Origin of the sequence: Saccharothrix sp. CCNWYY140, from assembly GCF_037401995.1 — a bacterium.
In the GTDB taxonomy this organism is placed as follows: domain Bacteria; phylum Actinomycetota; class Actinomycetes; order Mycobacteriales; family Pseudonocardiaceae; genus Actinosynnema.
This window is the reverse complement of record NZ_JBBEGC010000058.1, coordinates 20,611-47,059: the sequence shown is the minus strand read 5'-3', so window position 1 is coordinate 47,059 and position 26,449 is coordinate 20,611. Positions and strand designations below refer to the sequence as shown.

The window sequence follows — 26,449 nt, the reverse complement described above, 5'->3', positions numbered from 1 at the left end:
GGCTGCACCCGACCAAAAGTGTGGTAGCCCTTCGGGCAGGCCATACGGGGATGACGGAAGAAGCCCAGGGGAGCGGTCTGCTGCGCGAGCTTCGTGAAAAGCACGCCCTTCGGGCGCGGGAAGCCCTTGGGTCGCGAGAAGCCCTCGGGACGCGGCACCCGCCCGGCCACCTGCCCCGACAGCCGGTCGAACCCCTCGCCACCCGGACTCCCCGCCACCTGAACCCCTCCCCAGCCAAACTCCCGCCAGCCGAACTCCCCGCCACCCGAACTCCCAACCGGCCGAACCGCTGGCCAGCCGAGCTGCCCACCGGCCACACTCCCGACCGGCCAAACCCCTCGCCAGCCGAACTCCTCGCCGGCCAAACTCCCCGCCGACCAAACTCCTCGCCGGCCACGACGACCGCCGTTGTCGTACCCCCGTGCGACGATGGAAGCGGGGGCCGGAGGCCGGCCCAGCTCAACGCATCCGACCCGAACTCACCGCGCCGGACGGGCCGTGATCAGCGACAAAGGCCCCGCCGCCCCCTGCCCCACGGACTCCACGACAAACCCGGTGTCCGCGAGCAGCGCACGGAACTGGCTCTCCGTCCGCTCCCTCCCCCCAGCCGTCACCAGCATGTTGATGTCCGTGTAGAACATCACCGGGTTGTCGGTGTTAGCCGTGTCCGGCAGCACCGACCCGACAATCAACAAAGTCGCGTCCGCCGGCATCGACCCGCGAACGGAGCTGAGCAGCCGCCGCGCGTTGTCGTCATCCCAGTCCTGGAAGACGCTCTTGATGATGTACAAGTCACCCCCGCCCGGCACCGACTCGAAAAAGTCCCCAGCCACGACCTCGCACCGCTCGGACACACCTGCCGCCCCGAGCACACCAGCCGCCTCCGCCACCCCAGCCGCGCTGTCGAAACACACACCAGTCAAATGCGGGTGTGCACCGAGAATGGCGGCCAGCAGCGTGCCGTCGCCGCCGCCGACGTCGACCACTCGGCGCACGTCGGTGTAGTCGTACCCGTCGGCGACCAAGCCGGCCGACACGCGCGACTCCTGGCCCATCGCCACGTTGAACAGAGCCGACAGCTCCGGGTTCTCCGCCAAGTGCACGTAGATGTTCTTCCCGTGCACATGGTCGAAGGCGCATTCACCAGTCTCGACGGTGTGCTTCACCTGCTGCCACGACGAGAACAGGGTCGGGTTGGTGAAGAACCTGGTGAACGCCCACAGCGAGTTCGGCGAGTCGCTTCGCAGCTGCTCGCCCACCTCGGTCAGCGCGAACGTGTCGGGGGTCGGCTCGGCCAACAGACCGATGGCCACCAAGGTGCGCAGCAACCGGTGCAGGGAAGGGGCGTGCGTGCCGGTGGCTGTGGCCAGGTCTGTGCTTGCCGTGATGCCGGCGTGGATGTGGTCGGCCAGGCGGAGTTCTGCGGCCAGGGCCAAGGACTGGGAGGCCATGTACCCGCCGATGACCTCGATCAGCGCGGCACGGTTGCGGATCTGGTCGGTGCGGGCGGGCAGGGTGCTGGTCATCGGTCAGTGCCTTTCGGTGAGGGGGTGTCGGACCCACACGTTGGGTTCGAGGTAGACGGCCTGGTCGTGGACGACGTCCACCTGAACCGGGGTCAGTGCGCCCGGCACGACGACCGGTCCGCTGGTGTCGAAGGGGAGGCCGGTCCACTCGCGCCACTGCGCGAGACTGCCGGAGATGGTCATGGAAACCGGGCACACCTTGAGCACGGAGGCACCCGCCCGCACGTGCACGCGCAGCCACGGGTCGGTCGGCAGGCCGTCGTCCCGCACGCGCGCCGCGTACTCGGTCATCGGCACGTGCGGCTCTTGGTGCTTGGCACTCGGGCGCACGGGAACGACCACATCCCGGTACCCGTGTGCGCGAGCGTTGTCGGCCACGGCGGCCAGGGTGAACGCCGACAAGTTCTGCGCACGCTTCCCCGGCACAACAGCCACTTCCAGTGCGCACAACGTGGTCAACGGACGATCCTCGTAGGTGTCCATCATGCTGAGCTTGAGAGAAGCGTCCCACCCGTTGTCCGGCAACGACTCCACCGAGCCGTCCCAAGCGAACGGCACACTGGCAGCCCTCGCAATCACGATGTCGTCATCATCTACCACGATCATCTGGTGCTGCGGGTACCGGTCGAACGCCCATCCGATCAACATGGGCTCCGGAGGGATGTAAGGCGGCCACTCGGCTTCCATGTACAACATGGCGTCCGTGAGGTCCGGCCGCTCCTTCAAAGTAAGCACACGCATGTCGCCTCCTCACGCGGCCAAGCTGCGAGCGGGCAAGGCCTGTGCGGGCATCTCGCCGCTGTCCGCAGCATGAGCCCGGAGCAGCGCAAGGTATTCCGCGCGCGGCACGGGCACAGCGCCGATGAGCTTGGCGTGGTCGCCGTCGTGTTGGACGTCGACCGCCACGCCGCCGCTCTCCGCCACGCGCCGCACCAGGCACGCCACCGCGACCTTCGCCGCACCGCTGCGCTTGGTGAACTGGGAGTCCGCGCTGAACACGCCGCCGATGCGCACGCCGAACGTGCCGCCGACCAGCTCGTCGCCCTCCCACACCTCGACGCTGTGCGCGTGCCCGGCCCGGTGCAGCTCGATCAGCGCGGCCACCAGCCGGTCAGTGAGCCACCGGGGTTCGCGGCCGGCCCGGCAGCTCTGCACGACCTGCTCGAAGGACGTGTTCAGCGTCGTCGTCCACTCGACCTTGTTCCGCAACTGCTGCCGCAAGCTGCGCTGCACGCGCAACCGGTCCACGAAGATCACCGGTCGAGGGTCGGGCGAGCACCACGCCACGCCGAACGGGTCGTCCCCCAGCGCCGGCACGTCGCCGTACGCGAACTCGTTGACGATCTTCTGCTCCTCTGTGTCCGCCGGGAACGGGTACAACCCGTGCCGGTAGGCCTCCAGCAGCACCCCCGGCGACAGGTCGTCCCGGAAGGCGACCGGGCCTTCCGCCGGGGCGGCGGCGAGGTCCAGGGAGTCCCAGGACATCACGCCGCCCCGAGGAACTCGATGGCGGTCAGGTAGTCGATGTAGCGGTCCAGCATGGCGGCGTCCACCGGCGGGATCTCGATGCCGCTGCCGCGCAGCGCCTCGGTCACGTTGGTCTGCGTGAACACCGGGAACGTCGTCTCCAGGTACATCTCCGCCACGCTCATGGACCCGGCCGCGCACCGGTCGATGAACAGCGGCGCGAACGGCGTCATCGGGTGGTCGGGCTGTTCGACGGCGATGCGCACCATCTCGTCCAGCCACTCGCTCCACGCCACCTCGCGCACGTCGTGCCCGTGCGCGCGCAGCCGGTCCACCAGCACGGAGATATTGACCTTGCCCGCGTTGGTGAGGTGGTAGACCTCGCCGCCGGGCAACGACTTCCCGGCGATGTGCGCGACGGCGGCGGCGAACACGTCGACCGGCGTGTAGTCCAGCGGCAGTTCGGCGACGGGCGCGGTCCCGGTGTCCACCACGAACTTCTTCATCGCGCACATCTCGGTGGCGATGTTCCACGCCCCGTTGACCCGGTCGCCGGAGATGTCCGCCGCCCGGTACACCGCGACCGGCAGGCCGCGCTCGGACGCCGCGTGCAGCAACGCCTCCGCGACCCACTTGCTCTCGACGTACCCCACGGACAGGTGGTCCGCGTAACCCAGCGGAGTGGTCTCGGTGACGTGCCGGACACCGGCCGTGCCGAAGCCCGCGATGACCGCCATCGTGGACGTGTAGTGCACCGGGATGTTGCGGTGCCGCGCGGCCATCCGGATGATCTCGCGGGTGCCGTCGACGTTGGCTGGCTTCATGTGCGAGTACGGGTAGATGAAGTTCACCCGCCCGCCCGGGTGGTGGATGACGTCCACCGTGCGGGCCAGCCGGTCGAAGTCCTCTTCGGACAGTCCCAGGCCGGGGTCGCCCAGGTCGCCCGGCACGGCCACGACGCGGGACCGGAACCGGGCGAGGTCGTCGCCGAAGTAGTGCACGGCGTTGGCCTGCACCCGGCGCAACCCGTGCTCGGCGTCGTCGGCGCGGACCAGGCAGTGCACGGTGGCGTTGGTCTTCTCCAGCAGCTCGCGCAGCAGGTAGATGCCGAGGAACCCGGTGGCGCCGGTGAGGAACACGTGCCGCGGGTCCTGCCAGTTGGCGGGGTCCTCGACTTCGCGCCGGATCTCGACGTCCAGGGCCGATTCGGCCGCGAAGTCGACCTTGCGGCGGGTGTCGTCGCCGGCGAGCGTGCCCTCGCGGGCCGCGCGCACGGCACGGGCGAAGCTGCGCAGGGTGGCGTCCTCCAGCAGCAGCCGGATCAGCGGGCGGACCTGCGTGATCAGCACGCCCAGCGAGCCGCGCACCTTGGCCATCAGCTCGGCGGCGAGGATGGAGTTGCCGCCCAGCTCGAAGAAGTTGTCCTCCGCCGCCACCCGGTCCACCTTGAGCACCTGCCGCCACAGCCGGGCGACACCGCGCTCCACCAGGTCCACAGGGCCGTCCTCGACCGCCTCCCGCACAGCGACCTCCGGCGCGGGCAGGGCGGCGAGGTCGACCTTGCCGTTGGTCTTCAGCGGCAGTTCGGGCAGGGCGACGAACGCCGTGGGCACCATGTAGTCGGGCAGGTGGCGGCCGGCGAACTCGCGCAACTCCTTGCCGTCCACCGGCTTCGAGGTCGTGAAGTACGCGGCGAGCCGCTTCTGGCCGTTGTTCTCGTAGGCGGTGACGGCGACCGTGTCCACGGCGTCGTGGGCCGCCAGCGTGGCCTCCACCTCGCCGGGCTCGACGCGGAACCCGCGGATCTTGAGCTGGCGGTCGATGCGGCCCAGCACCTCGACACCGCCGTCGGCGGTCCACGCGCCCAGGTCACCGGTCCGGAACACGCGCCCCTCGGGGGTGGACCGGAAGCGGTGGTCGGCGTCCTCGGTGAGGTAGCCGCGGGCCACGCCGCGCCCGCCGATGTGGATCTCGCCGCGCGGCGCGGGGTTGCCGTGCTCGTCGAGGATGTGCACGAACGTCCCGGGCAGCGGCTCGCCGACCGGGGCCGCGCCGCGCTCGGGCAGCACGTCGGCGGTCAGCTCCGCCACGCACGAGGTGATCGTGGTCTCGGTGAGGCCGTAGGCGTTGACCAGCCGCACGCCGGGCATGAGGTCCAGCGCCAGGCGGCAGTCCTCGGCGTTGACCGCCTCGCCGCCGACGATGACCAGCCGCACCGGCAGCTCGCCCGCGCCGCGCTCGACCTCCGACAGGAACCGCCGCCAGTAGGCGGGGGTGAGGTCCATGACGGTGATCCCGTGGTGGCGCAGGCGTTCCGGCAGCTCGCTGGGCGCCCACACGGTCTCCGGCAGCACCAGGGTCGCGCCGGCCAGCAGCGCGGTCGTGATCTGCTCGATGGAGGTGTCGAAGGACAGCGCGCCGAACTGGAGGACGTGGTCGTCGGGCGTGATGCCGTACCGGCCTTCGAGTTCCGCGCACAGGTAGCTCAGCGACTCGTGCTCGACCACGACGCCCTTCGGCGTGCCGGTCGACCCCGAGGTGTAGATGATGTACGCCGCGTCCGCGCCGTGCACGGCCACCGGCACGGCGGTCGGGGCGTCGGTCCCGGAGTCCGGGGTGACCGCCGTGACGGGCAGGTCGGCGAAGCGGGCGACGTCGTGGGTCAGGACGATGCCGCAGCCGGTCTCCTTGACGAACCCCTCGACGCGGCCGTCGGGCGCGCTCGGCTCGACCGGGAGGTACGCGGCGCCGGCCTTCCAGATCGCGAGCAGGCTCACGATCGCGTCGACCGAGCGCTCCAGGTGGACCATGACGACCGAGTCGGGGCCGGCGCCGTGGCCGACGAGGACGCGGGCGAGGCCGTTCGCGCGGCGCTCCAGCTCCGCGTAGCCGATCCTCGCGTCGCCGTGGACGACCGCCGCCCGGTCGGGTTGCGACGCGGCACGGGTGGCGAACAGTTCGTGGACACGCGGTTGCCTACGGATGTTCATGGGTTCCCTCGGGGTGCCGCCGAATTTCTCGATAACGACGACATTACCGACGGATCCCGGTTCCCCCGACTACCAGAACGAGCGTCGCTCGGCTCGGGTTCCCGCATCCCCGACTACTCATCAAGGTAGTCCGGAAGACATTGTCGAATCGCGCTGGAATCGCACTGGAAAACGGCCGGCGGCCTGGTGGTCCGGAGGGTCAGGCCATCGCGGGGACGTGCCGCACGAGTTCGGCGCGCGAGTTGATGCCCAGGCGGCGGAACAGGCTGCGCAGGTGGTAGTTGACCGTGTGCGGGGACAGCCGGACCCGGGTGGCGATCTGCCGGTTGGTCATGCCCTCGGCGACCAGCCGGGCGATGGCCCGCTCGACGCCGCTGAACGTGTCCCAGGCCTGGTTCGACTCGGCCGGTTCGCCCAGGTCGGCGCGGTCGCGGCGGGCCAGTGCCGCCGCCCACGGGTCGGTGTGCACGACCGCCGCCAGGGCGGCGGGATCCTGGTCCAGCAACGCCCGCGCGTGCGCGGCGGCGGCCACCACCGTGGGCACGGCGGGGTTGGCGGCGGCCAGCCGTTCGGCGCGGGCGACCACGCGGCGGGCCAGGTCCGGGTCGTCGGCGGCGGTGGCGGTGCGGACCAGCCACGGCGCGGCGGCCGGTTCGGCGACCAGCAGCGCCGCGCCGGTCGAGGCGGCTGCGGCGGCGGCCCGTTCCGGCCCGTAGCGGCGGGCGGTGACCAGCAGCGACACCCAGTCGTGCAGGACCGACCGGAGGGCGTGGCCGGGGACGGTCTCGGCGAGCAGGGCCGCCGCGCGGTCGACGTCACCGGTCCGCAGCGCCACCGCCGCGAGCACGGCGCGGGCGTGCGGGACCAGGAGGAGGACGCCGGACCGGCGGCCGGCGGCGATCCCGCGCTCGGCCAGGGCGGCGGCCTCGTCCAGCCGGCCCTCGACCAGCAGCACGGCGGCCTCCACGACGTCCACACAGCCGGCGTAGCACTCGCGTTCGGGCGGGCCGAGGTCGTCGCGGGTGGCGCGGAGCAGGGCGTGGGCCTCGTCCAGGCGGCGGAGGCTGCCCAGCTTGTCGGCCAGCGCGAGCCGCTGCCACAGCCGCCAGTGCGGCACCCGGCTCTCGTGGGCACGGGCCAGGTTCAGGGCGTCCGCGACCAGTCCACGCCGCCACCGGAGATCGGACAGCACCAGCGCCGCCGCCGCTGCGCCCGCCGACCCCCGAGCACCCGCCAGGACCGACTCCGCCACGCCCTCCGCGCGCCGGTCCCCGGCCAGTGCCAGGGCCGCGAGCCGGGTGGCGGTGGCCTCGTCGGCCAGGCGGCCGGACGTGGCGTGCACCCGCTCGGCGGCGGCTCGCGCGCCGGTCGCATCCCCCTTGAGCAGCAGCAGGTTCGCCAGCAGCCCGTGCAGGTCGTCGGCGTGCCGGGCGGCGCCGGGTCGGGCCAGCGCGCCGCGCACCAGGACCAGCGAGCGGGTCAGCTCGTCGGCCGACCGGTCCGCCGCGGCCCGCCGCCCCGGCAGCCGGTCGCAGTCGGCCGTCACCGCGTCCCGCAGCACCCGCGGCATGGCGGCCAGCACCGCCGACCACACCGGCTCGTCCCGAAACCGCAGGTCGTCACCGGCCCATTCGAGGACGTCCGCCTCCAGCAGGGCCTCCACCGCGCCCAACAGCTGGGTGACCCGCTGCCCGGTCAGCTCGGCGAGGTCCGCGACCCGGCAGGTCCGCCCCACCACCGCCGCCACCTGCGCCAACGTCCAGGCGCCGGGGGTGTCGCGCACCCGGTCGCGCACGCGCGCGGGGACGTCGCCGGCCCCCGCCGCCGCACTTCCGGAGTCGCTTTCCCCGTACCGCACACCGCCATCGTGCATTCACGCACCCCGCGGCTCAACACCCCTTACCCGGCGATGGCCCGCGCGATTACCGGGAAATAGGCGGAACCGGCCTCCCGCGACTACCCGGACGATTACCCGGGTTTGTTTGGATCTGCCGCGAAGGCACAGCGGGAAATTCAGGCGTGATTGGAGTCCACATGATCGAGGGACGCGTCCGCGACGTGATCGCATCGGTGTTCTCGGTCCACCCGGACGAGCTGCCCGCGCGGCTCGACCCGGACACCCTGCCGGGGTGGACGTCCCTGCGCCAGGTCCAGCTGGTGCTGGCGCTGGAGCGGGAGTTCGGCGTCGAGGTGGACCCGGTGCTCGTGCCCGACCTGGTGTCCGAGCGGGCGATAGTCGAGATGCTCGCGGAGGCGGCAGCGTGAACGGCACGTTCTACGCCAACCTGCGCACCGTCCACGACGTCATCGGGTTCCACGGCTGGCAGCGCCCCGACCACGTGGCGGTGATCTGCGAGGACCGCCGGGTCACCTACGGCGAGCTGGCGCTGTGGAGCAACCGCACCGCCAACGCCCTGCGCGCGCACGGCGTCCGGCCCGGCGACCGCGTCGCCTACCTGGGCAAGGAGTCCGAGCGGTACTACGAGGTGCTGTTCGCGTGCGCCATCGCGGGCGCGGTGGTGGTGCCGATCAACTGGCGGCTGACGCCGGCGGAGATCCACCACATCCTGCTGGACTCCGGTTCGACCGTCCTGTTCGCCGACGACGTCACCGTGGTCGAGGGCCTGCGGGGGTTGCCGGAGCTGCGGCACGTCGTGCCGATCGCCGCGCTGCCCGAGTGGCGCGGCGCGGACGACACCGACAGCGACCCCACGTGGGACGTGGACCACCCCGTGGCGCAGGTCTACACGAGCGGCACGACCGGCAACCCCAAGGGCGTCGTCCTGGCGCACCGCAGTTTCTTCGCCGTGAAGGCCGCGCTGGCGGCGGCCGAGCTGGACTGGATCGACTGGCGGGCCGACGACATCAGCCTCATCGGCATCCCCGGTTTCCACATCGGCGGCCTGTGGTGGTCGATCCAGGGGTTCGGCGCGGGCATCACGATGGTGTCGGTGCCGGTGTTCGCCGGGAACCAGGCCGTGCGGCTGGTGCGTGAACTGGGTGTCACCACGGCGTGCGTCGTGCCGGCGCAGATGCAGATGATGCTGGCGCCGCCCCGGCCCCGGCGCGAGGACTTCACCACGCTGCGCAAGGTCGTCTACGGCGGCTCGCCGATCTCCGAGGCGCTGCTCGCGCGGTGCCTGGACACGTTCGACTGCGAGCTGGCCCAGATCTACGGGTTGTCCGAGAGCGGCAACACCGCCGTGTGCCTGCCGCCGTCCGAGCACGTCGTGGGCAGCGCCCGGATGCGCGCCGCCGGCCGGCCGTACCCCGGGGTGGACATCAAGATCGTGGACCGGGACGGGGACGTCCTGCCGCCCGGCGGGGTCGGCGAGGTGTGCCTGCGGTCGCCGGCGGCGATGCTGGAGTACTGGGGCCTGCCCGAGGCGACCGCGGAGACCCTCGTGGACGGCTGGCTGCACACCGGTGACGCCGGTTTCCTGGACGACGGCTACCTGTTCATCCAGGACCGCATCAAGGACACGATCATCGTGGCGGGCGAGAACGTCTACCCGGCCGAGATCGAGAACGCGCTGGCCGCGCACCCGGACGTGCTGGAGGTCGCCGCGGTCGGCGTGCCCAGCGCGCACTGGGGCGAGGTCGTCCACTGCTTCGTCGTACCCCGCGCTCCCCTCGACGCCGGGTCCCTCACCGGTTTCCTGCGCGGACGCATCGCCGACTTCAAGCTCCCGTCGAGCTACGAGCTGCTCGACGCGCTGCCCCGCAACCCCAGCGGCAAGATCCTGCGCCGCGAGCTCAGGGAGCGGTTCTGGCAGCACCTCGACCGCCGCGTGGCCTAACCGCCTGCGGAAAAGCCCCTACCCCACACTTCACGACAGGCGGAGTCCCATGCGCATCTCCCTGCGACACAACAGCGACTACCGGGCCTTGCGGACCGGCGACCCGACGAAGATAGCCCTGGACTACTCGGAGGACCCGGCCGTCGTCGCCCGGTCCCTGCCCCGCAGGCCCGCCGGCGAGCGCAAGACCGTGCTCCTGCTGGGCGCCAACGGTTTCATCGGCCTGCACATGCTGCGCGAACTGCTGCTCGACACTCGAGTCGGCAAGGTGTACGCGCTGGTGCGGCCGAAGGGCGACCAGACCGGCGAGTCCCGCATCGCCCGCACGGCCCGCAAGTACAAGATGGCGTTGCCCGCCCTGGACAAGCTGGTCGTCTTCGAGGCCGGGTACGTCGAGCCGCAGCTGGGCCTGGACGACGCCCGGTACGAGGAGCTGCTGACGTCGGTCGACGTCGTCGTCGACGCGGCTGGAGCGACGACGCACGAGTACCCGTACTCGAGGTACCGGGCGGAGAAGGTCGTGCCGACCGTGGCGCTGGCGGAGTTCTGCCTGAACCGGCGGTTCAAGACGCTGCACGTGATCGGCTCGGTCGGCAGCGAGGTGTACAAGCGGCGGATGGACTTCCGGCGGACCAGCTTCTTCTTCCAGGGCTACAGCCGGATGAAGTACGTCGTGAAGCACTTGGCGTTGCGCGCGAACCGCGACGGCGTGCCGGTGCACCTGTACCAGGCGCCGTTCGCCCTGGGTGGTCCGTTGACGTCGTTCAAGGACCCCGGGATGGAGTACTCGTTCTGGAACATGATCGGGCACATGGTGCAGCAGGGCCAGACGTGGGAGTCGGAGGCCCGCATCCCGATGGTGGCCGGCGACGTCCTGGCCCGCACAGTCCTGGACAACGCCCTGTCCGAGACCCCGCGGGCCATTACGTACCCCGTCACGCCAGTCACGAACGCCGACCTGGCCACCCGCTTCAACCTGAAAACCGTGCCCTGGCGTGACTTCCGCCGAACCTTGATCCGCGCCAACCGAGTCCGCCTCTCCGAGGTCGACTGGAAACACCCCTTCGCCAGCACCACCCGCGCCCGCCAACGAGCAGCCTTCATCCGCTCCCTCTTCCCCCGCTGCCTGCCGACGGCCCTGACCAACATCGACACGGCAGCCCACACCGCCCCGATCGTGGTGGGCGCGGACCTGACCCCGATCGACATCCTGGAAGCCAACGCCCGCAACATCCGCAAACTGGCGAAGGACCTCCCCCCAGAACCCACCCGAGAATCCCTGGCCCCGGCCCACGCCACCACCCCCCTCCCCACCGCAGCCTGACCCAACTGCTCCACCTGACCACCTCTCGCTGAGCCCGGGGCAGGCCTCCACCCGCCCCGGGCTCCCCCATGCCCGCTGTTCACTTCCGAAAGTTGTCGTACCCCCGTGGGACAATGGAAGCGGGGGCCGGAGGCCACTCCGCCGCGCACGCACGGCGCTCTCGCAACGCTAGGAGCTGGGCAAACGCTGGTGGACTCGGCCGCTGTGGCATTGGGGGACGGCTTCGATGCGCGGGCTGGCATTCGGCGGGCGAGCTGCGGTGAGGTTTCGGGGCGGCTCGCTCGGGTGTGTGGCGGCACCGGCCGAGGTCGGTGGCCCAGAGCGGGCTGGGCAGGCAAGTGGGGTCAGCGGGCGGGGCGGATTCGGCGGGCGGTGCGGGGCAGGCGAGGGCTTGGCGCTGTCGGGCGGCGAGCGGCTGCCGGGGGCGGCTGGAAGGCCCGCTGGCGAGCGGGTGGCTAGCGGCAGGCGGCAAGCAGGCGGCGAGCGGATGGCTAGCGGCAAGCAGGCGGCGAGCGGGTGGCTAGCGGCAAGCAGGCGGCGAGGGGGCGGCTGGCGGCAAGCAGGCGGCGAGCGGCAGGCGGTCGGCGAGCAGGCGGCCAGCGGCAGGCGGCAGGCGGCCAGCGGCGGGCGGTCGGCGGCGGGCGGTCGGCGAGCAGGCGGCGGCAAGCGCGCGGCGAGCTGGAGGCAAGGGTGCGGCGAACCGTGCGGCGAGCGGGCGAAGGCAGGCGCGCGGCAAGCACAGCGGCAAGCGCGCGAGTAGCCGGCGGCAGGCGCAGGGGCGGCAAGCGCGCGCTGGTCGGCGGTGGCTGGCTGGGGCGCGCAGAGCGTGCGGGCGGTGGCTGGCGGGCGCAGAGCGTGCGGGCGGTGGCTGGCGGGCGGGCGCGGAGCGTGCGGGCGGTGGCTGGGGGCGCAGAGCGTGCGGAAGTGGGTGGAGAGCGGGTGGCTGGAAGGCTTGGGCGTGGCCTCCGGCCCCCGCTTCCATTGTCCCACGGGGGTACGACAAAAACAGGTACGACAAGACAGGTACGGCAAAACAGGGTCGGCGAAGCAAGTGGGCGTCAGGCTACGGGGCGGAGGCCTACTCGTTCGCCCAGGGAGTCCAAGCGTTCCAGCACAGTCGCTGCGATGCCGTCCGCGTCCAGCCCGTACCCGCTCAACAACTGCTCCCGGTTCCCGTGCGGCACGAAAGTCGACGGCAGGGCGCACGTGCTGGCGCAAGTGTCGCTGCCGGCCGCCGCAAGCGCTTGCGCCAACCGTCCGCCCAAAGAGCCCGTAGCGACCGTGTCCTCCACCGCCACCACCAAACGATGCTCGGCGGCCATCTCCACCAAAGCCGGGGCCAAAGGCGTGGTCCAGCGAGGATCCACCACGGTCACGGGAACGCCGCGTGCGGCCAAGGCGTCGGCCGCCGCCAAGCACTCCGCAGCCAGGGAACCGACGCCCACCAACAACACCCGGGCCTCCGGCGCGAACCGCAGCACGTCCACGCCACCGACCCGGCGCAACGCAGGGATCGCTGGACCAACCGACGCCTTCGGGTACCGCACGACAGTCGGACCCGAATCGACCTCGACCGCCTCGCGCACCAGAGCCCGCAACGTCCCGGCGTCCCGAGGCGCACCGATCCGGATCCCGGGCACGACCGGCAGCACGGACGCGTCCCACATCCCGTGGTGGCTCGCGCCATCCGGGCCGGTGATCCCCGCCCGGTCCAGCACGAACGTCACGGGCAGCCGGTGCAGTGCCACGTCCATCAACAACTGGTCGAACGCCCGCGACAAGAACACCGAGTACACCGCCACCACCGGGTGCAGCCCGGTCATCGCCATCCCGGCCGCCGCGGTCACGGCGTGTTGCTCCGCGATCCCCACGTCGAACACCCGATCGGGGAACCGGGCCGCGAACGGACCCAACCCGGTCGGACCGGACATCGCCGCGGTCAGGCACACGACGTCCGGGCGCGAGGCACCGATCGCCGCGATCTCCTCCCCGAACACCGATGTCCACGTCTCGCCACCGCGCCCGACCGGCCGACCCGTGACAGGGTCGAGCACACCGACAGCGTGCATCCGCTCGACGTCATCCTCGGCGGGCGCATACCCGTTGCCCTTGCGGGTCACGCAGTGGACGACGACCGGTCGACGGTAAGAAGCCGCAGTCCGGAAGGCAGTTTCCAACGCCACCACGTCATGCCCATCGACCGGCCCGACATAAGCCAAACCCATGCCCTCGAAGACCGACGAGTCAGCAGTGGACGACCGCAAAGCGTCCAAGTGCGCCGCGAGCCCACCGACAGTGGGCGCGTAAGACCGCCCGTTGTCGTTGAGCACCACCACGACCGGCAGATCCGACGACGCACCCAGGTTGTTGAGAGCCTCCCAACACATACCACCGGTCAGAGCACCATCGCCCACCACGGCAACCACCCGCCGCGACCCCTCGCCACGCAAGCGGAAAGCCTTCGCCACCCCATCGGCGTACGACAGGGCGGTAGACGCGTGCGAGTTCTCGATCACGTCGTGCGCGGACTCCTCGCGCGCCGGATACCCGGACATCCCGCCCGCCTGCCGCAGCCGGTCGAACCCGCCCGCGCGCCCGGTCAGGACCTTGTGCACATAGCTCTGGTGCCCGGTGTCGAACAGCAACACGTCGTGCGGCGAGGAGAACACCCGGTGCAGCGCGATGGTCAACTCGACCACCCCGAGGTTCGACCCGAGGTGCCCGCCCGCGGCCGACACCTTGTCCACCAGGAAAGCCCGGATGTCCGCAGCAAGCCCGTCCAGCTCGTCCACGCCCATCGACGCCACGGGGTTCACAGCGACCTCACCGCACCGGGCACGGTGAACTGGATGGTCTCGCGGGTCGCCTCGCGCTCCACCACGGTGACCGGACCGCGCTCCCGCAACGCCGCCACGACCTCCGACACCAGGTGCGGCGGAGCGGACGCGCCGGCCGTGACACCGACCCGGTCGGCACCGTTCAGCCACTCCGCCCGGATGGCGCCGGCGTCCTCGATCAGGTAAGCGGGACGCCCCTCGCGGCGCGCGATCTCCACCAGGCGCTGGGTGTTCGCGGAGTTCGCCGACCCCACGACGAGCACCACGTCGGACTCGGCGGTGATCATCCGCAGCGCGGCCTGGCGGTTGGTGGAGGCGTAGCAGATGTCGGCCGAGCCGGGGCCGCGCAGCGCCGGGAAGCGCTTGCGCAGCACCTCCAGCACGTCAGCCGTCTCGTCCACGGCCAAGGTCGTCTGGGTCAGGTAGGACACCTTCTCCGGGTCGGCCACCGACACGGTCAGCGCCTCCTCCACGGACTGCACCAGGACCATCGACTCGGGCGCCTCGCCCAGCGTGCCCTCGGTCTCCTCGTGGTTGTCGTGGCCGATCAACAGCACGGTGTCCCCGCGCTCGGCGAACCGCCGCGCCTCGGAGTGCACCTTGGCCACCAGCGGGCAGGTCGCGTCGAACACCTCCAGCCCGCGGCGCTCGGCCTCGGCCCGCACCGCCGGCGACACCCCGTGCGCGGAGAACACGACGGTCGCCCCGGGAGGCACCTCGTCCAACTCCTCCACGAACACCGCACCGCGCGCCTCCAGGTCGGCGACGACGTGTGCGTTGTGGACGATCTGCTTGCGGACGTACACCGGGTGCTCGCGACTGGCGAGCGCCCGTTCGACGATCTCGATGGCACGCTCCACCCCGGCGCAGAACGCGCGCGGCGCCGCGAGCAGGACCGTGCGTGACTCGACTACGGACATCGTGCGCTCCTTTCCACGCTTTGCCGCGAGTATTCGCCGCGCGTCTCGCACTCCGGTCGCACGCGGGTGGAACCCCCGGGAGAGCGCGTCCACTTACCCCGGAGTTACTCCCGCTTGCTTCACTTCCCTTGGCAGAGCAGGAGAAGAGGTGCCCCATGACGACCCGGCTCGACGTTCGCGACCTCCCGTGGCGCGACACCTGGCGCGCGGCGCGGTTGCTGGCGCAGGCTTACCGCGAAGGCGTGATCTGGGATTCGATCGCGCGCATCCCACCGTGGCGCAAGCAGGTCGCGCTGACCCTGCTGTACCTGGCGGAGTTGGTGATCTGCCGGTGGGACAACGGTTTCCTGCTCGCCGCCGTGCGCGGGACGCGACTGGACGGCGTCCTGGTCTGCTACCGGCACGGTGAGCGGCCGACCCCGTGGTGGGGCTGGGCGCTGCGCTCGATCGCGTGCGTGGTGGCCGGTCCGACGGCGGTCGTGCAGGGCGTGCGGCTGTCCAACGACCTGGACCGCCTGAAGCCGCGCGAACCGCACGTCTGGTACGCCGTGCTCGGCCGCCGCGACGACTCCCCCGGCGTCGGCTACGTCCTGCTGCGCGCCGGCCAGGCGCGAGCGGATTCCCTTGGCCTGCCCGGATACCTGGAGACCTCGGCCGGCGAGGAGCAGGTCCGCATCAACGAGATGCTCGGCTGGACCTCGCGCGACCACTACGTGCTGCGCAACGGCAAGGTCGTCCGGACGATGTGGCGTGATTGCCCGGTGGCGTCATGACGGCGTTCGCGATCCCCTTGGCGCACCGGCAGGACGACACGTCCCGCGCGGCGGCGATCGAGATGCTCGGCGGCGCGGACGCGCTGGACGCGTTGGTGCGCGGCGGACTCCCGGTCGGCCCGGACGACCGGTTCGACTCCCGCGACCTGTTCAACTTCGCGCTGCGCTCCGGCGGCGGGCGGACCGTGCCGGAACAGGCGTTCGCGTTCGCCCTGCGGTGGATGCGGTCGCCCGCGGAAGCCCTGCTGGAGCCCCGGACGTCCCGTTTCTCCTTGTCCCTCACCTGTTCGTGCGACCCGGTCGCCCTGGCCCGCCCGCGCACCGAACCGTACGGCGGCTCGGTCTCCGGCCTCACCTCCGACGAGGACCTCGTCCCCACCCGGGACCTCACCGCCACCGTGCGCACGGTCGGGTCGCTGGTCCCCCTCCGGTCCGAGATCCTGCGCGACGAGGTGGAGGCGTTCGCGAACCTCGGCGTGCGGTGGGTCAAGCTGCCCGACACGTTGCGCGAGGACGTCGACCTGGTCACCGCCCAGCGCGTGGCGACGTGCGAGTCCGCGAGCCTCTACCTCGCCCGGCGGTTCCGCGACGCCGGCTACCTCGCCGACACCCGCATCGGCTGGGTGCTCGGCATGCTCGACCTCGTCCACGCCTGGGTCGAGGTGGTGGACGACGACGGCGTCACCAAGGTCGTCGACCCGATCTTCGCGCTGCTGGCCGACCTGGTCCCGGGCGCGAACCCGCTGCTCACCGACCCGGCCGTGGCCCTGCGCACGAACCGGCTCGTCCCGACGGGCCTGACCGTGGGCGGCCGGGTCGCCGTCCACGCCTGCGCCGCCGCACCGCGCACCAAGATCACGCCAGTCAAGGAGACGCCATGACCGTGCCCGCGTTCATCACCACGTTCCTGAGCGCGAAGTGCCCGGACAGCGGTCCGATCGGCGAGCACGAGGACCTGGTCGACAAGGGCGTGCTCAACTCCATGCACTTCGTGGAGCTGCTGTACCTGATCGAGGCGGAACTGGAGACCGAACTGTCCCTCGACGACGTCACCGCCGACGACCTGCGCACCATCGCCGCCATCCGCGACCGCTTCTTCCCCGAGCCGGTCTGACCCGTCCGGTTGAAATCCGGGCACCCCGCCCGCCATCATTCGCTCGCCTTTCGAGGGGGGAGAACCACGTGGTGGTGTTGGGTGAGCGGCTGCGCGGATGGGCGCCCGAGCACAGACCCGTGCGCCGACCGCGGGCCTTCTACCTGGCCGGTTTCCTGGCCGCCGTGGCGTTCCAACTGGTCACCCCGGCGGGCCGGTCGCACCTGGACCACGTGTGGGCCGAGGACGGCGCGCGGTTCCTGCTGGACGGCGTCAAGGAGCCGTTCCTCGCGAACCTGATCACCCCTTACGGCGGCTACCTGCACGTCCTCCCCCGGCTGAGCGCCGAGCTGGTGTCCCTGCTGCCGATGGGGTGGGCGGCGGTCGGGTTCGCCGTGGCGGCGGCCGTGCCCCGCGCGCTGGTGGCCCTGGTCACCTTCGCCGCGTCGGCCGGCTACCTCCGCTCCACGGCCCTGCGCGTCGGCCTGGCGGCTCTGGTGGTCGTCCTGCCGGTCGGCAACTCCGAGCCGCTGGGCAACGTCAGCAACGTGCACTGGTTCCTGCTGTACGGCCTGTTCTGGGTGCTGCTGTGGCGCGACGCCCCGCGCCTGCCCGCAGCGCTCTTCGTCACGGTGGCCACCCTGAGCAGCCCGCTCGCCTTCCTGCTCGCACCCCTGGCCCTGCTGCGCTTGTTGGTCCACCGCGACCGCGTGCTCCCGACAACGTTCGCGCTGGCAGCGGCCGTGCAGGGTGCCATCATGGTGTTCGCCGAACGCACCCCGTACTCCCACGACGCCGTGGACCCGGTCCAGGTCCTGCTGGCAACGCTCCTACGCGTGCCACTGGCAGGCTTCACCGGCTCCGAGCAGGTCGCCGACCTCTACCCCCGCTTCGGCAACGCCCCAGCCCTGATCGCCCTGGCACTGCTCGCGGTCCCCCTCGCCGCAGCCTTGATCTGGCGCGACCGCCCCGCCCGCTTCCTCGCCGTGGCCGGCATCGCGTACAGCGTGATCATCATCGTGTTGTCGCTGGTAGCGAACTGGACCGTGGCCCTCCAGGTGCAGCAGCCCGGCGTGGTGATGGCGTCCCAGCGCTACAGCGTCCTGCCGTGCCTGCTGCTGTTCACCGCGGTCGCCGTCGGCCTGGACGCCACTCCCGCCCGGGGCCGCTGGCTCGTCATCACGGCCCGAGCCGTCATCGGCTGCACGTTGCTCGCCGGCGTCGTCCAGCACACCCGCGACCAGGCCGGCGTCCTCACCGGCACGAGCTGGACCGACAGCGTCACGGCCGCCCAGGCCCAGTGCTCGGCCGCCACCCGCCCGGTCGGCCGTTACGTGCACGAACCCGCGGGTTGGTTCTTCGAACTGCCCTGCGACCTCGTCACGCGGGGGTAGGCACCGGCACCGGCTCCACCACGACCTCGGGCTTCCGCCGACGAGCGGCGATGATCCGCCGCCCCAACGCGATCGCCGGCTGCTCGAACCACCGGTAGACCACATCCGCCATCACCAACGACACCGCCACCACGACGATCGCCGTGAGCGTCCCGTTCACCGCGAACCGCGGAACCGTGAGCACCACGATGAAGTGCGCGATCCCCTGCACCAGGTACAGCGAATAGGACCGATCCCCCACGAACCGCATCGGCGCGGTCGACAACACCCACCGCACCGGCCCCCGCGACACGAGCACCACCAGCAGGAACGCCACCAGCACCGCGTACCCCACGAGCAGCAGCGTGTTGTTGCGGGTGCTCGCCCAGAGGTCGGTCATGTTCACGTGCAACCACAGGAACGCGCCCATCACCGGGATCGCCGCGTACGGGTGCGTCAACGGCCTGACCAGCGCGAACGAGCGCTCGTTGTGCATCAGGATGGCCAGCAGGGCGCCGATCAGCAGGATCGCGTAGTGGACCGTCGACTCGTAGAGCGTGGTCAGCGAGAAGTCCATGATCCACCCGCCGGTGAACGGGATCAACGCCACCATCACGACCAGGGCGACAACCGCCACCCCGATCCGCCGCTTCACCGCCGCCACCCCGACGACCACCATGAGAGCGGGCCAGAACAGGTAGAACTTCTCCTCGATCCCCAACGTCCAGGACCCGCTGAAGAAGTTGTCCGGCCCGGTCGGGTTGGCCTCGGGCAGGAACTCGTTGAAGAAGGTCAGGTAGTAAGGAAGCGCGGTGGGGAATTCACGCGCGTAGAACTCGCCGCGCACCCAGCAGAACACGACGATGAACCCGAGGATCACCAGGTAGGGCGGCAAGATCCGGAACACACGCCGCAGGTAGAACGCCTTCAACGAGATCCGCCCGGCGCTGCTCTGCTCCCGCAGCAACAACGTGGTGATCAGAAACCCGGACAACACGAAGAAGATGTAAACCCCGACCCACCCCGACACCCAAAGCCACTTGGGCCCGGCGAAGTGCGAAACAACCACGATCACGGCCGCAACGGCCCGCAACCCATCAAGCGCGGGAAACCGCCGCATACCCCTGAACTCGGCATGGCTCAACACCGCGCACAGCCCTCTCCGTGGACGCCACACGCCAAACCCGGCGTCGGGACCGCCACACGGTACCCGAGCCCCAGCCGGCCAGGTACATGGTCGATCTGTTGGACGCTCGCACAGTTTTCGACCAAGAAACTTCGCCAACGTCCAACACAATCACACTCATACTTCCCCCTCTCCGCCTTCCCCCTCCGCCCTGCTGCCGCCCCTCACCCCACGCCGCCCTCGACCACCCAGCGCAGGCACCACCCCCCGCCACACCGCACCCACACCACCCCTTCGGCACCACCCTCCGCACCGCGCCCGCACCACACACGCCGCCCCATGCCACACCAACCGCCTACCTCCCCGCACAGCACCCGCCACCCGCGCCCGCGCCCGCGCCCGCCACCCGCCGCCCGCGCCCCGAAGGGCGCAGGCTTTCGCGCCGCAGGCGCAAGCTCTTCGCGCCGAAGGCGCTCCGCGTGGCTGCCAGCCACAGGAAGGGCCTCGGTTTCTTCCCCCGTACGGCCTGGGCGCAGCCCAACCACGCTTCGACCCTCTTTGCAACCACGCTTCACCGGTTGCAAAGAGGGTCGAAGCGTGGTTGCCTCCGGCAGGCCGTACGGGGGAAGAAACCGACGCCCTTCCACCCCCCGGGGGCCTGCCGCGCGGCGAGCGCCGCTTTTAATCTTGAGAGCGCGCAGCGCGTTGATCTTGAAAGCGCGAAGCGCATTCATCACGAAGAGGACAAGCAGCCAGCGCGACAGCCACCCCGAAGGCCTGCGTATAGTGCGCGCGGTACCGCCCGTGGTGAGGCCGGGCGCCCCCAGTCACGAGCAAAGGACGGTTGGCCTGTGACCGCCGAAGCAGCCGACGCAGGAACGGCACCCACGGCACCCACGGCCGGGAAGAAGCACGTCACCTACATCTTCCCGATCTACAACGAGGCCGGGAACATCGACCTGCTGCACCGCACGGTCTCCCAGGTCACCGAGGACCTCGCCGACCGCTACGACGTGAGCTTCATCTACGTCGACGACGGCAGCAAGGACGAGTCCCTCACCCACCTCCAGGCCCTCGCCGACCGGGACGACCGCGTCACCGTGATCGAGCTGTCCCGCAACTTCGGCCACCAGATGGCGGTCACCGCGGGCCTCGACCTGGCCGACGCCGACGCGGTGATCATCATGGACAGCGACATGCAGGACCCGCCCCGGGTCAGCCTGGAGCTGGTGGAGAAGTGGGAGCAGGGCTACGAGGTCGTCTACGCCCAGCGCCGCTCGCGCCAGGACACCGCGTTCAAGAAGCTCACCGCCAGCGCCTTCTACCTGTTCCTGCGCAAGGTCGCCTCGATCGACATCCCGCGCAACACCGGCGACTTCCGGCTGATCGACCGCAAGGTCGTCGACGAGCTGCGCAAGTACCGCGAGCGCGACCGGTTCCTGCGCGGCCTGGTCAGCTACATCGGGTTCCGGCAGACCGGCGTGCTGTTCGACCGCGACGAGCGGCACGCGGGCGTCACCGGCTACCCGTTGAGCAAGATGCTGCGGTTCGCCGCGGACGGCATCCTGGGCTTCTCCGTCGCGCCGCTCAAGCTGATCAGCCGCCTGGGCTACTTCATCTCGTTCCTCAGCTTCCTGGGCATCCTGTACGTGGCCGGCGTGAAGCTGTTCGCGCCGGAGACCGCCGTGCCGGGCTGGGCGTTCATCACGATCGGCATGTTCTTCCTGGGCGGCATCCAGATCACCATGCTCGGCGTGCTCGGCAGCTACATCGGCCGCACCTACGCCCAGTCCCAGGCCCGCCCCCTCTACACCGTCGCCTCCGTCCGCACCGCGGCCCAACACCACACCACTCGCACCACCACCCACACCCCAGCCCGGAGCCTGGTGCGGTGAAGCCCGAACTCGCCACCAAGGTCCGGTTCGGCCTGGTGGGCATCGCCAACACGCTGGTCGACCTCGTGTCCTACACGCTGCTCTCCCTGGCCGGCGTGCCGATGTTCGTGGCGAACCTGCTGTCCACCTCGGCCGGCATGGCGTGCAGCTTCACCCTCAACCGCTCGTTCACCTTCCGCGCCCGCACCGGCGACGTGAAGTCCCAGGCCGTGCTGTTCCTGCTGGTCACCGGGTTCGGCTTGTGGGTCGTGCAGCCGATCGTGATCAGTCTGGTCAGCGGCGCGTTCGCGGGGACGCACCCGGTGGTCGCCGTGATCGGGCCGAAGTTGTCCGCGCTGGTGTTCAACCTGGTGTGGAACTACACGCTCTACAGCAGGCTCGTGTTCAGACAGAAGGAAACCGCCTGATGACGGACGTGATGACCCGTCCCGAGGAGTCCACCCGCGCCACCGCGAAACCGAATTGGCACACCACGGACTGGGCCCGCGCGTTCGCCGTCGTCGTCGCCTGGCACGCGGTGCTGACGGCGGTCGCCGTGCTGTTCCAGGGGTCTCTGCCGATCGGCGAGGGCTACCCCGTCAAGGTGCTCGGCCCGGACGCCACCCTGCTGTCGCACACCTACCGCTGGGACGCGGAGAACTTCCACCAGATCACCAACGGCGGCTACGCCAACGAGGCCACGCCGTGGGTGCCCGCGTTCTACCCGTTCTTCCCGTTCTGCGTGTGGCTCGTGGAGACGATCACGTTCGGGCTGCTGGGTTTCCTGGCCGCCGGCATGGTCGTCAACGTCCTGGCGACGTGGCTGGCCGCCGTGGCGCTGCTGCGGATCGCCCGCCACTTCGTGACCGGTGACCGCGCGCCGTGGCTGGTGGTCGCGGCGTTCCTGACCGCGCCGACGGCGTTCTTCGCGCACGCCTTCTACAGCGAGGCCGTGTTCTGCGCGTTGGGGTTCTGGGCGTACCTGTTCGCGTTGCGGCGCCAGTGGGTGTGGATGGGTCTCGCGCTGATCCCGTTGACCGCGACCCGCATCACGGCCGTGCTGTTCGTGGGCCTGTGCTTCCTGGAGTTCTTCCGCGCCAAGGAGTGGAAGGTCCGCGGCCTGCTGTCGTGGCACCTGCTGTGGTTCCCGGCGGCCGGGCTCGGTGTCGCCGCGTACGCGCTCGTGCTGAAGATCGTCAAGAACGACCCGTTCGCCATGTTCTCCGCCTACGACACCGTGTCGACGTGGGGTTACCACGTGGCGGACCCGAACATCCCGGCCACGCTGTGGCGCGAGCTGAGGGTGTCCCTGAACGTCCTCGCCGGCGGGCGGCCGAACAACTGGGACCTGATCAGCCACGTCCTGCCGCTGTTCGGGCTCGGGGTGCTGGTGGCGCTGTCGGTCTACCTGTTCGTGGCGCTGAAGAAGGACGGCTTGCCGCTGGCCGGCTTCGGCTTGGCGTCGTTCATCATGTTCACGCTCAACAGCAACGTCGTGTCCGTGCACCGGTACCTGTTGCCGTGCCTCGTGATTTACGTGGCGATGGTGGTGGCCGTACAGCGCAGGCCGGCCCTCAAACCCGCGCTGTACGGCTGGATGTACGCCTCTTCCCTCGTGCAGGCCGGCATCTTCCTGCTCTTCGTCTCGGGGACGTGGGCCGGCTAGACGCCCTGCCCCGCCTGACGCACCTGCACCGGCCTACAGGATCCCCGCCGGCTACACGACCTCGCGCTTGCGCCCCACCGCCGCCAGCCCCGCGAACCGCTCCGGCCGCTCGTCCACGTCGTCCAGCGACGCCGGCCGCCACAGCGGCAGGTGCACCACGCCCGGTTCGACCAGGTCGTAGCCCGCGAAGAACCCGGCCACCTGCTCCCTGGAGCGCATGGTCATCGGCGTCGCGGTGCGGCGGCGGTAGAGGTCCTTGTGCTCGTCCGCCTGGCCGTTCTGGCCGTCGCGGGTGGCGTGCGAGACGACGAGGAAGCTGCCCGGCGCCACGGCGTCCCGGTAGGCCGCCACCACGTCGGCCGGCCGGTCCTCCTCGCCGACGAAGTGGAGGACGGCGACCATCATCACGGCGATCGGCTGCTCGAAGTCCAGCAGCGGACGGACCTCGGCCAGCACCTCACCGGGGTTGCGCAGGTCCGCGCGGACCACCGCCGTCTGCTGGTCGTCGCCGAGGATGGTGCGGCTGTAGGTGACGGCGATCGGGTCGTTGTCGACGTAGACCACCCGGACGCCCGGGTCCGCCGCGCGCGCCACCTCGTGGACGTTGCCCACGGTGGGGATGCCCGAGCCCAGGTCGAGGAACTGGCGGATCCCGGCGCGCACGCAGAACTCCACCGCGCGGCGCAGGAACGCCCGGTTCGCCTGCATGATCAGCGGCAGCTCGGGCCACATCTCGATGGCCTTGCGCGCCATCTCCCGGTCCACGGCGAAGTTGTGCGCGCCACCGAGGTAGTAGTCGTAGACCCGGGCGGCGCTGGGTCTGGTCAGGTCGATCTCCTGCTGGTCCCCCATGAACAGGTCCTCCCGCGAGAGTTCGGTCGAATTTCACTCACTTTTCGCACGGACGTTCGGGCGCACCCGTTCGGCCCTGCGGCTGGGCCGATCGGGTGGAACCCGGGGCGACGCTACGCCAGGACAGCGGGTGGGAGCAGCACGTGCGCATTCGTGCGCTGTGCCGTTCGTGCGGCTGCGGTCGTGCGGGGGCCCCGATTCGGGTCTAATGGCCTCCTCCGGGCCTTGTGGACCACTCTAGGGAAGGTACGCATCATGGCGGGTGTACCCCCCGCGTTCGCCAGCGGTCGGCCGCTGACGTGGGTGGACCTGGAGTCGATGCCCGATGACGGCCGGCGCTACGAGCTCGTGGACGGGGTGCTCCTGGTGAGCCCCTCACCCCGCCCCGTGCACCAGCGCGCCGTGGCCCGCCTGGTGATCGCGCTGACCGCCGTGTGCCCGCCCGACTGGGAGGTGCTGCCCGCGCCGGTGGACGTCGTGCTGGCGGAGGACACCGTGTTCATCCCGGACGTGGTGGTCGGCGACCGGTCCGCGTTCACGTCGCGGGCGCTGATCGGGCCGCCGGTGCTCGCGGTCGAGGTGCACTCGCCGCGCACGCGGCTGGTCGACCTGGAGCTCAAGCGCGCCAAGCTGGAGGAGTCGGGCTGCCCGCACTACTGGCTGGTCGACCCGGACCTGCCGGCGCTGCGCTGCCTGGCCCTGCGGGACGGCGTGTACGAGGAGGTCGCGGTGTCCGAGGGCGCCACCGTGGTCGAGTTGGACGAGCCCTTCCGGGTGCGGTTGAGCGCACTTTCGCTCGTCAGCGACACCCCCGCGCGGGCATAGGATGTAGGCCCACACCTGCGTTTCCGGGGGGGTCGAGTTGTCCGTCCGCGCCGCCTGGTCCGACCTGCACGCCCTGCACCACCGGATCAACGCCGGCCTGGAGCGCGCCCTGCAACGGAAGTTCCACTTCGGCTTGTCTGAGTTCACCGCCCTGTCCGCGCTGCACGACGCGCCCGACGGCGAGTTGCGGATGCAGGAGCTGACCGAGGTGGTCGGCCTGAACCAGAGCTCGGTGAGCCGGTTGGTCGCCCGGTTGGAGCAGTCCGGGCTGACCGTGCGCGAGCTGTGCGAGACCGACCGGCGCGGGGTGTTCAGCAAGATCACCAAGGAGGGCCGCGCGGTGTACGAGACCGCGGCACCCTTCTTCGAGGACACCCTGAAGGCGATCTTCGACGACGTCGAGGCAGACCCGGACCTGGGTCCGCTGCTGTCGCGGGTCCGCACGTAGACCACCCGTTCAGCCCCCTGTCCGGACACCCGGAATTGTCGTACCCGCCCGGTAGAATTCGAACGTTAGTTCGATGAGGGGAGCCTGCCGTGGTGGAGCCGGTCAGCGTGACCGCGTTGTCGTTCACCGAGTACGTGATGAGCGGTCAGCGCGGGCGCATCAGCATCGTGTCCGAGCAGCGCAACGTGTACCTGGGCGCCGACCCGTGGGTGTGCGGTTTCTACAACCCGATGCGCGACGCGATGCGCAGGGCGGCGAACTCGATCGACCCGGACGCGGAACTGGACGCGGCAGTCCGCTCGGCGTCCCGCAACGGCCAGCCAAGGGCCTTCGAGGAACTCCGCGAGGGCTTCCTGCCGTGGCTGCGCTCAACCCGCGCCACCGGCGTACCGGTGGCCGCTACCCGCTGGGAGGCCGGCGACCTGACCCTGCGCGTACGCCCCCACCTGGGCCTGCGCATGCCGGACGACTCGACGGCAGCCGTGCTGGTGTACGTGAAGGAGCCACCGATGACCCAGGAGGCGGCAAACGTAGGCCTGCGCATCCTGCAACGCACGATCGACAAAACCCTGCCCGGCGCCACCCCGCTACTGCTGGACGCCCGCCGCGGCCGAGCCTTCCGCATGTCCCGCCGAACAAACCTGGCCAAACTCGACGCCCTGATCGCCGCCGAGGCAGCGGGCTACGTAGTGCACTGGCGCATGAGCGCCTGACCCCGGAACCTCCGGGCCGGCCCACCCCAACCGGGCCGGCCCGCTTCCGGCTGCCCGCGGAACTCGGCGACCCACCAAGACCCGGTGACCAACGAAGACCCCAACGGCCCACCGAGCCCCGGCCTCCAGCCGCGCCCCCAGCCGCGCCCCCAGCCGCCCCGGCCGAGCCAGCCCCGCCCAGCCACCAGCCGAGCTGAGCCCGCCGCGCCCAGCCGCCCAGCCAATCGCATCCGCCTAGCCACACCTAGCCACCCAGCCGAAGCCAGCCGCCCAACTGAAACCCCGCAGCCCGACCGCGCCGAGCCGAAGCCCAGCCTCCAGCCGCGCAACCCACCTGCCCAGCCGCGCCACCCAGCCACCCAGCCGCCCAGCCGCGCCACCCAGCCGCCCAACCGCGCCACCCAGCCGCCCAACCGCGCCACCCTGCCGCCAGCCGCGCCGCGCCCAGCCACCTGCGGCCAGCCGCTCCCAGCCCACTGTGCCCACTCGCGCCCACTGTGCCCACTCGCGCCCACTGTGCCCACCGCGCCCGGCCGTGCCTAGCCGCGCTTAGCCGCCCGCTGAGGCCCAGCGGCCCACAGAGGCTCGGAGGCCAGGGCCGGAATTCCTCAGTGCCCCGCAGGCGTGGGATTGTCGGTGCGCCATGCGACGATCGAGACGGGGGCCGGAGGCCACCGGACAGCGCTCAGCCAGCGAACCGCCCCAGCCAGCAAACCGCTCAGCCGGCGCTCCACCGGGCGGCGCTTTCGCCGGGCGGCGCTTTCGCCGGCGAACCGCTCGGCCAGCACTCCGCCGGGCGGCGGTCAGCTGGCGACTGCTCGGCCAGCCGCGGCCCGCGAACC

General features: G+C 71.0%; 23 protein-coding genes. 13 read left to right on the top strand and 10 right to left on the bottom strand.

What is annotated here, in order from left to right:
* The 6 genes from WBN91_RS23825 to WBN91_RS23800 all read right to left on the bottom strand — a co-directional run.
* Window positions 1-218 (bottom strand): hypothetical protein (locus WBN91_RS23825; protein ID WP_337726337.1); only part of this gene is annotated, 218 nt, incomplete at its 3' end.
* 261 nt (window positions 219-479) lie between these two features.
* A complete protein-coding gene (locus WBN91_RS23820) occupies window positions 480-1,526 on the bottom strand; it encodes a methyltransferase (protein WP_337726338.1) in 1,047 nt (348 codons plus the stop codon).
* 3 nt (window positions 1,527-1,529) lie between these two features.
* Entirely contained in the window at window positions 1,530-2,267 is a 738-nt protein-coding gene (locus WBN91_RS23815; protein ID WP_337726339.1) for an N-acetyltransferase, read from the bottom strand.
* A gap of 9 nt (window positions 2,268-2,276) precedes the next feature.
* Window positions 2,277-3,011, bottom strand: coding sequence for a leucyl/phenylalanyl-tRNA--protein transferase (locus WBN91_RS23810; RefSeq protein ID WP_337726340.1), 735 nt, complete (start codon window positions 3,009-3,011; stop codon window positions 2,277-2,279).
* Window positions 3,011-5,983 (bottom strand): non-ribosomal peptide synthetase family protein, encoded by a 2,973-nt coding sequence (locus WBN91_RS23805; RefSeq protein WP_337726341.1) that lies wholly within the window; start codon window positions 5,981-5,983, stop codon window positions 3,011-3,013. Before WBN91_RS23805 ends, WBN91_RS23810 begins: the two co-directional genes overlap by 1 nt.
* Before the next feature lie 199 nt (window positions 5,984-6,182).
* Complete coding sequence (locus WBN91_RS23800) at window positions 6,183-7,841, bottom strand: helix-turn-helix transcriptional regulator (protein WP_337726342.1); 1,659 nt, start codon at window positions 7,839-7,841, stop codon at window positions 6,183-6,185.
* 176 nt (window positions 7,842-8,017) lie between these two features.
* Between WBN91_RS23800 and WBN91_RS23795 the strand changes: the two genes are divergently transcribed.
* From WBN91_RS23795 to WBN91_RS23785, 3 genes are read left to right on the top strand one after another with little or no spacing between them, the layout of a single operon-like run.
* Window positions 8,018-8,248 carry an acyl carrier protein gene (locus WBN91_RS23795; RefSeq protein WP_121222415.1) on the top strand — a complete coding sequence of 77 codons (231 nt, stop codon included), beginning with the start codon at window positions 8,018-8,020 and terminating at the stop codon, window positions 8,246-8,248.
* A complete protein-coding gene (locus WBN91_RS23790; protein ID WP_337726343.1) occupies window positions 8,245-9,783 on the top strand; it encodes a long-chain-fatty-acid--CoA ligase in 1,539 nt (512 codons plus the stop codon). Before WBN91_RS23795 ends, WBN91_RS23790 begins: the two co-directional genes overlap by 4 nt.
* Window positions 9,784-9,832: 49 nt before the next feature.
* Window positions 9,833-11,107: an SDR family oxidoreductase gene (locus WBN91_RS23785; RefSeq protein WP_337726344.1), complete on the top strand. Its 1,275-nt coding sequence runs from the start codon at window positions 9,833-9,835 to the stop codon at window positions 11,105-11,107.
* 1,058 nt (window positions 11,108-12,165) lie between these two features.
* On the opposite strand, the gene WBN91_RS23780 is transcribed toward WBN91_RS23785, so the two are convergent.
* On the bottom strand, window positions 12,166-13,905 hold the full coding sequence (locus WBN91_RS23780; RefSeq protein ID WP_337726376.1) for a 1-deoxy-D-xylulose-5-phosphate synthase: 1,740 nt from the start codon (window positions 13,903-13,905) through the stop codon (window positions 12,166-12,168).
* 14 nt (window positions 13,906-13,919) lie between these two features.
* The gene (ispH, locus tag WBN91_RS23775) at window positions 13,920-14,864 is read right to left on the bottom strand and encodes a 4-hydroxy-3-methylbut-2-enyl diphosphate reductase (protein WP_337726345.1); all 945 of its coding nucleotides are present in this window, start codon (window positions 14,862-14,864) and stop codon (window positions 13,920-13,922) included.
* Between the two features lie 155 nt (window positions 14,865-15,019).
* On the opposite strand from ispH, the gene WBN91_RS23770 reads away from it, so the two are divergent.
* The 4 genes from WBN91_RS23770 (at window position 15,020) to WBN91_RS23755 (ending at window position 18,124) form a co-directional block, all read left to right on the top strand.
* Window positions 15,020-15,637 carry a hypothetical protein gene (locus WBN91_RS23770; RefSeq protein ID WP_337726346.1) on the top strand — a complete coding sequence of 206 codons (618 nt, stop codon included), beginning with the start codon at window positions 15,020-15,022 and terminating at the stop codon, window positions 15,635-15,637.
* The gene (locus WBN91_RS23765) at window positions 15,634-16,518 is read left to right on the top strand and encodes a hypothetical protein (RefSeq protein ID WP_337726347.1); all 885 of its coding nucleotides are present in this window, start codon (window positions 15,634-15,636) and stop codon (window positions 16,516-16,518) included. The genes WBN91_RS23770 and WBN91_RS23765 overlap by 4 nt, the downstream gene beginning before the upstream one ends.
* Window positions 16,515-16,751, top strand: a complete 237-nt coding sequence (locus WBN91_RS23760) for a phosphopantetheine-binding protein (protein WP_309115011.1) — start codon at window positions 16,515-16,517, stop codon at window positions 16,749-16,751. Before WBN91_RS23765 ends, WBN91_RS23760 begins: the two co-directional genes overlap by 4 nt.
* A gap of 68 nt (window positions 16,752-16,819) precedes the next feature.
* Window positions 16,820-18,124 carry a hypothetical protein gene (locus WBN91_RS23755; protein WP_337726348.1) on the top strand — a complete coding sequence of 435 codons (1,305 nt, stop codon included), beginning with the start codon at window positions 16,820-16,822 and terminating at the stop codon, window positions 18,122-18,124.
* Here WBN91_RS23755 and WBN91_RS23750 read toward each other — a convergent pair.
* Window positions 18,111-19,223 carry an acyltransferase family protein gene (locus tag WBN91_RS23750; protein WP_337726349.1) on the bottom strand — a complete coding sequence of 371 codons (1,113 nt, stop codon included), beginning with the start codon at window positions 19,221-19,223 and terminating at the stop codon, window positions 18,111-18,113. The two genes, WBN91_RS23755 and WBN91_RS23750, sit on opposite strands and share 14 nt — an antisense overlap.
* A gap of 929 nt (window positions 19,224-20,152) precedes the next feature.
* Between WBN91_RS23750 and WBN91_RS23745 the strand changes: the two genes are divergently transcribed.
* From WBN91_RS23745 to WBN91_RS23735, 3 genes are read left to right on the top strand one after another with little or no spacing between them, the layout of a single operon-like run.
* Entirely contained in the window at window positions 20,153-21,124 is a 972-nt protein-coding gene (locus WBN91_RS23745; RefSeq protein WP_443217785.1) for a glycosyltransferase family 2 protein, read from the top strand.
* Window positions 21,121-21,531 carry a GtrA family protein gene (locus tag WBN91_RS23740; RefSeq protein WP_337726351.1) on the top strand — a complete coding sequence of 137 codons (411 nt, stop codon included), beginning with the start codon at window positions 21,121-21,123 and terminating at the stop codon, window positions 21,529-21,531. Before WBN91_RS23745 ends, WBN91_RS23740 begins: the two co-directional genes overlap by 4 nt.
* Window positions 21,531-22,769, top strand: coding sequence for a mannosyltransferase family protein (locus WBN91_RS23735; RefSeq protein WP_337726352.1), 1,239 nt, complete (start codon window positions 21,531-21,533; stop codon window positions 22,767-22,769). The genes WBN91_RS23740 and WBN91_RS23735 overlap by 1 nt, the downstream gene beginning before the upstream one ends.
* 51 nt (window positions 22,770-22,820) lie before the next feature.
* Here WBN91_RS23735 and WBN91_RS23730 read toward each other — a convergent pair whose 3' ends face one another.
* On the bottom strand, window positions 22,821-23,621 hold the full coding sequence (locus tag WBN91_RS23730) for an SAM-dependent methyltransferase (RefSeq protein ID WP_337726354.1): 801 nt from the start codon (window positions 23,619-23,621) through the stop codon (window positions 22,821-22,823).
* Between the two features lie 255 nt (window positions 23,622-23,876).
* Here WBN91_RS23730 and WBN91_RS23725 point away from each other — a divergent pair, with 255 nt between their 5' ends.
* The 3 genes from WBN91_RS23725 to WBN91_RS23715 all read left to right on the top strand — a co-directional run bounded on the left by WBN91_RS23725 (window position 23,877) and on the right by WBN91_RS23715 (window position 25,607).
* The gene (locus WBN91_RS23725) at window positions 23,877-24,446 is read left to right on the top strand and encodes a Uma2 family endonuclease (RefSeq protein ID WP_337726355.1); all 570 of its coding nucleotides are present in this window, start codon (window positions 23,877-23,879) and stop codon (window positions 24,444-24,446) included.
* 37 nt (window positions 24,447-24,483) lie between these two features.
* Complete coding sequence (locus tag WBN91_RS23720) at window positions 24,484-24,894, top strand: MarR family winged helix-turn-helix transcriptional regulator (RefSeq protein WP_337726356.1); 411 nt, start codon at window positions 24,484-24,486, stop codon at window positions 24,892-24,894.
* Window positions 24,895-24,983: 89 nt separating this feature from the next.
* A complete protein-coding gene (locus WBN91_RS23715; protein WP_337726357.1) occupies window positions 24,984-25,607 on the top strand; it encodes a hypothetical protein in 624 nt (207 codons plus the stop codon).
* Window positions 25,608-26,449: the final 842 nt, after the last annotated feature.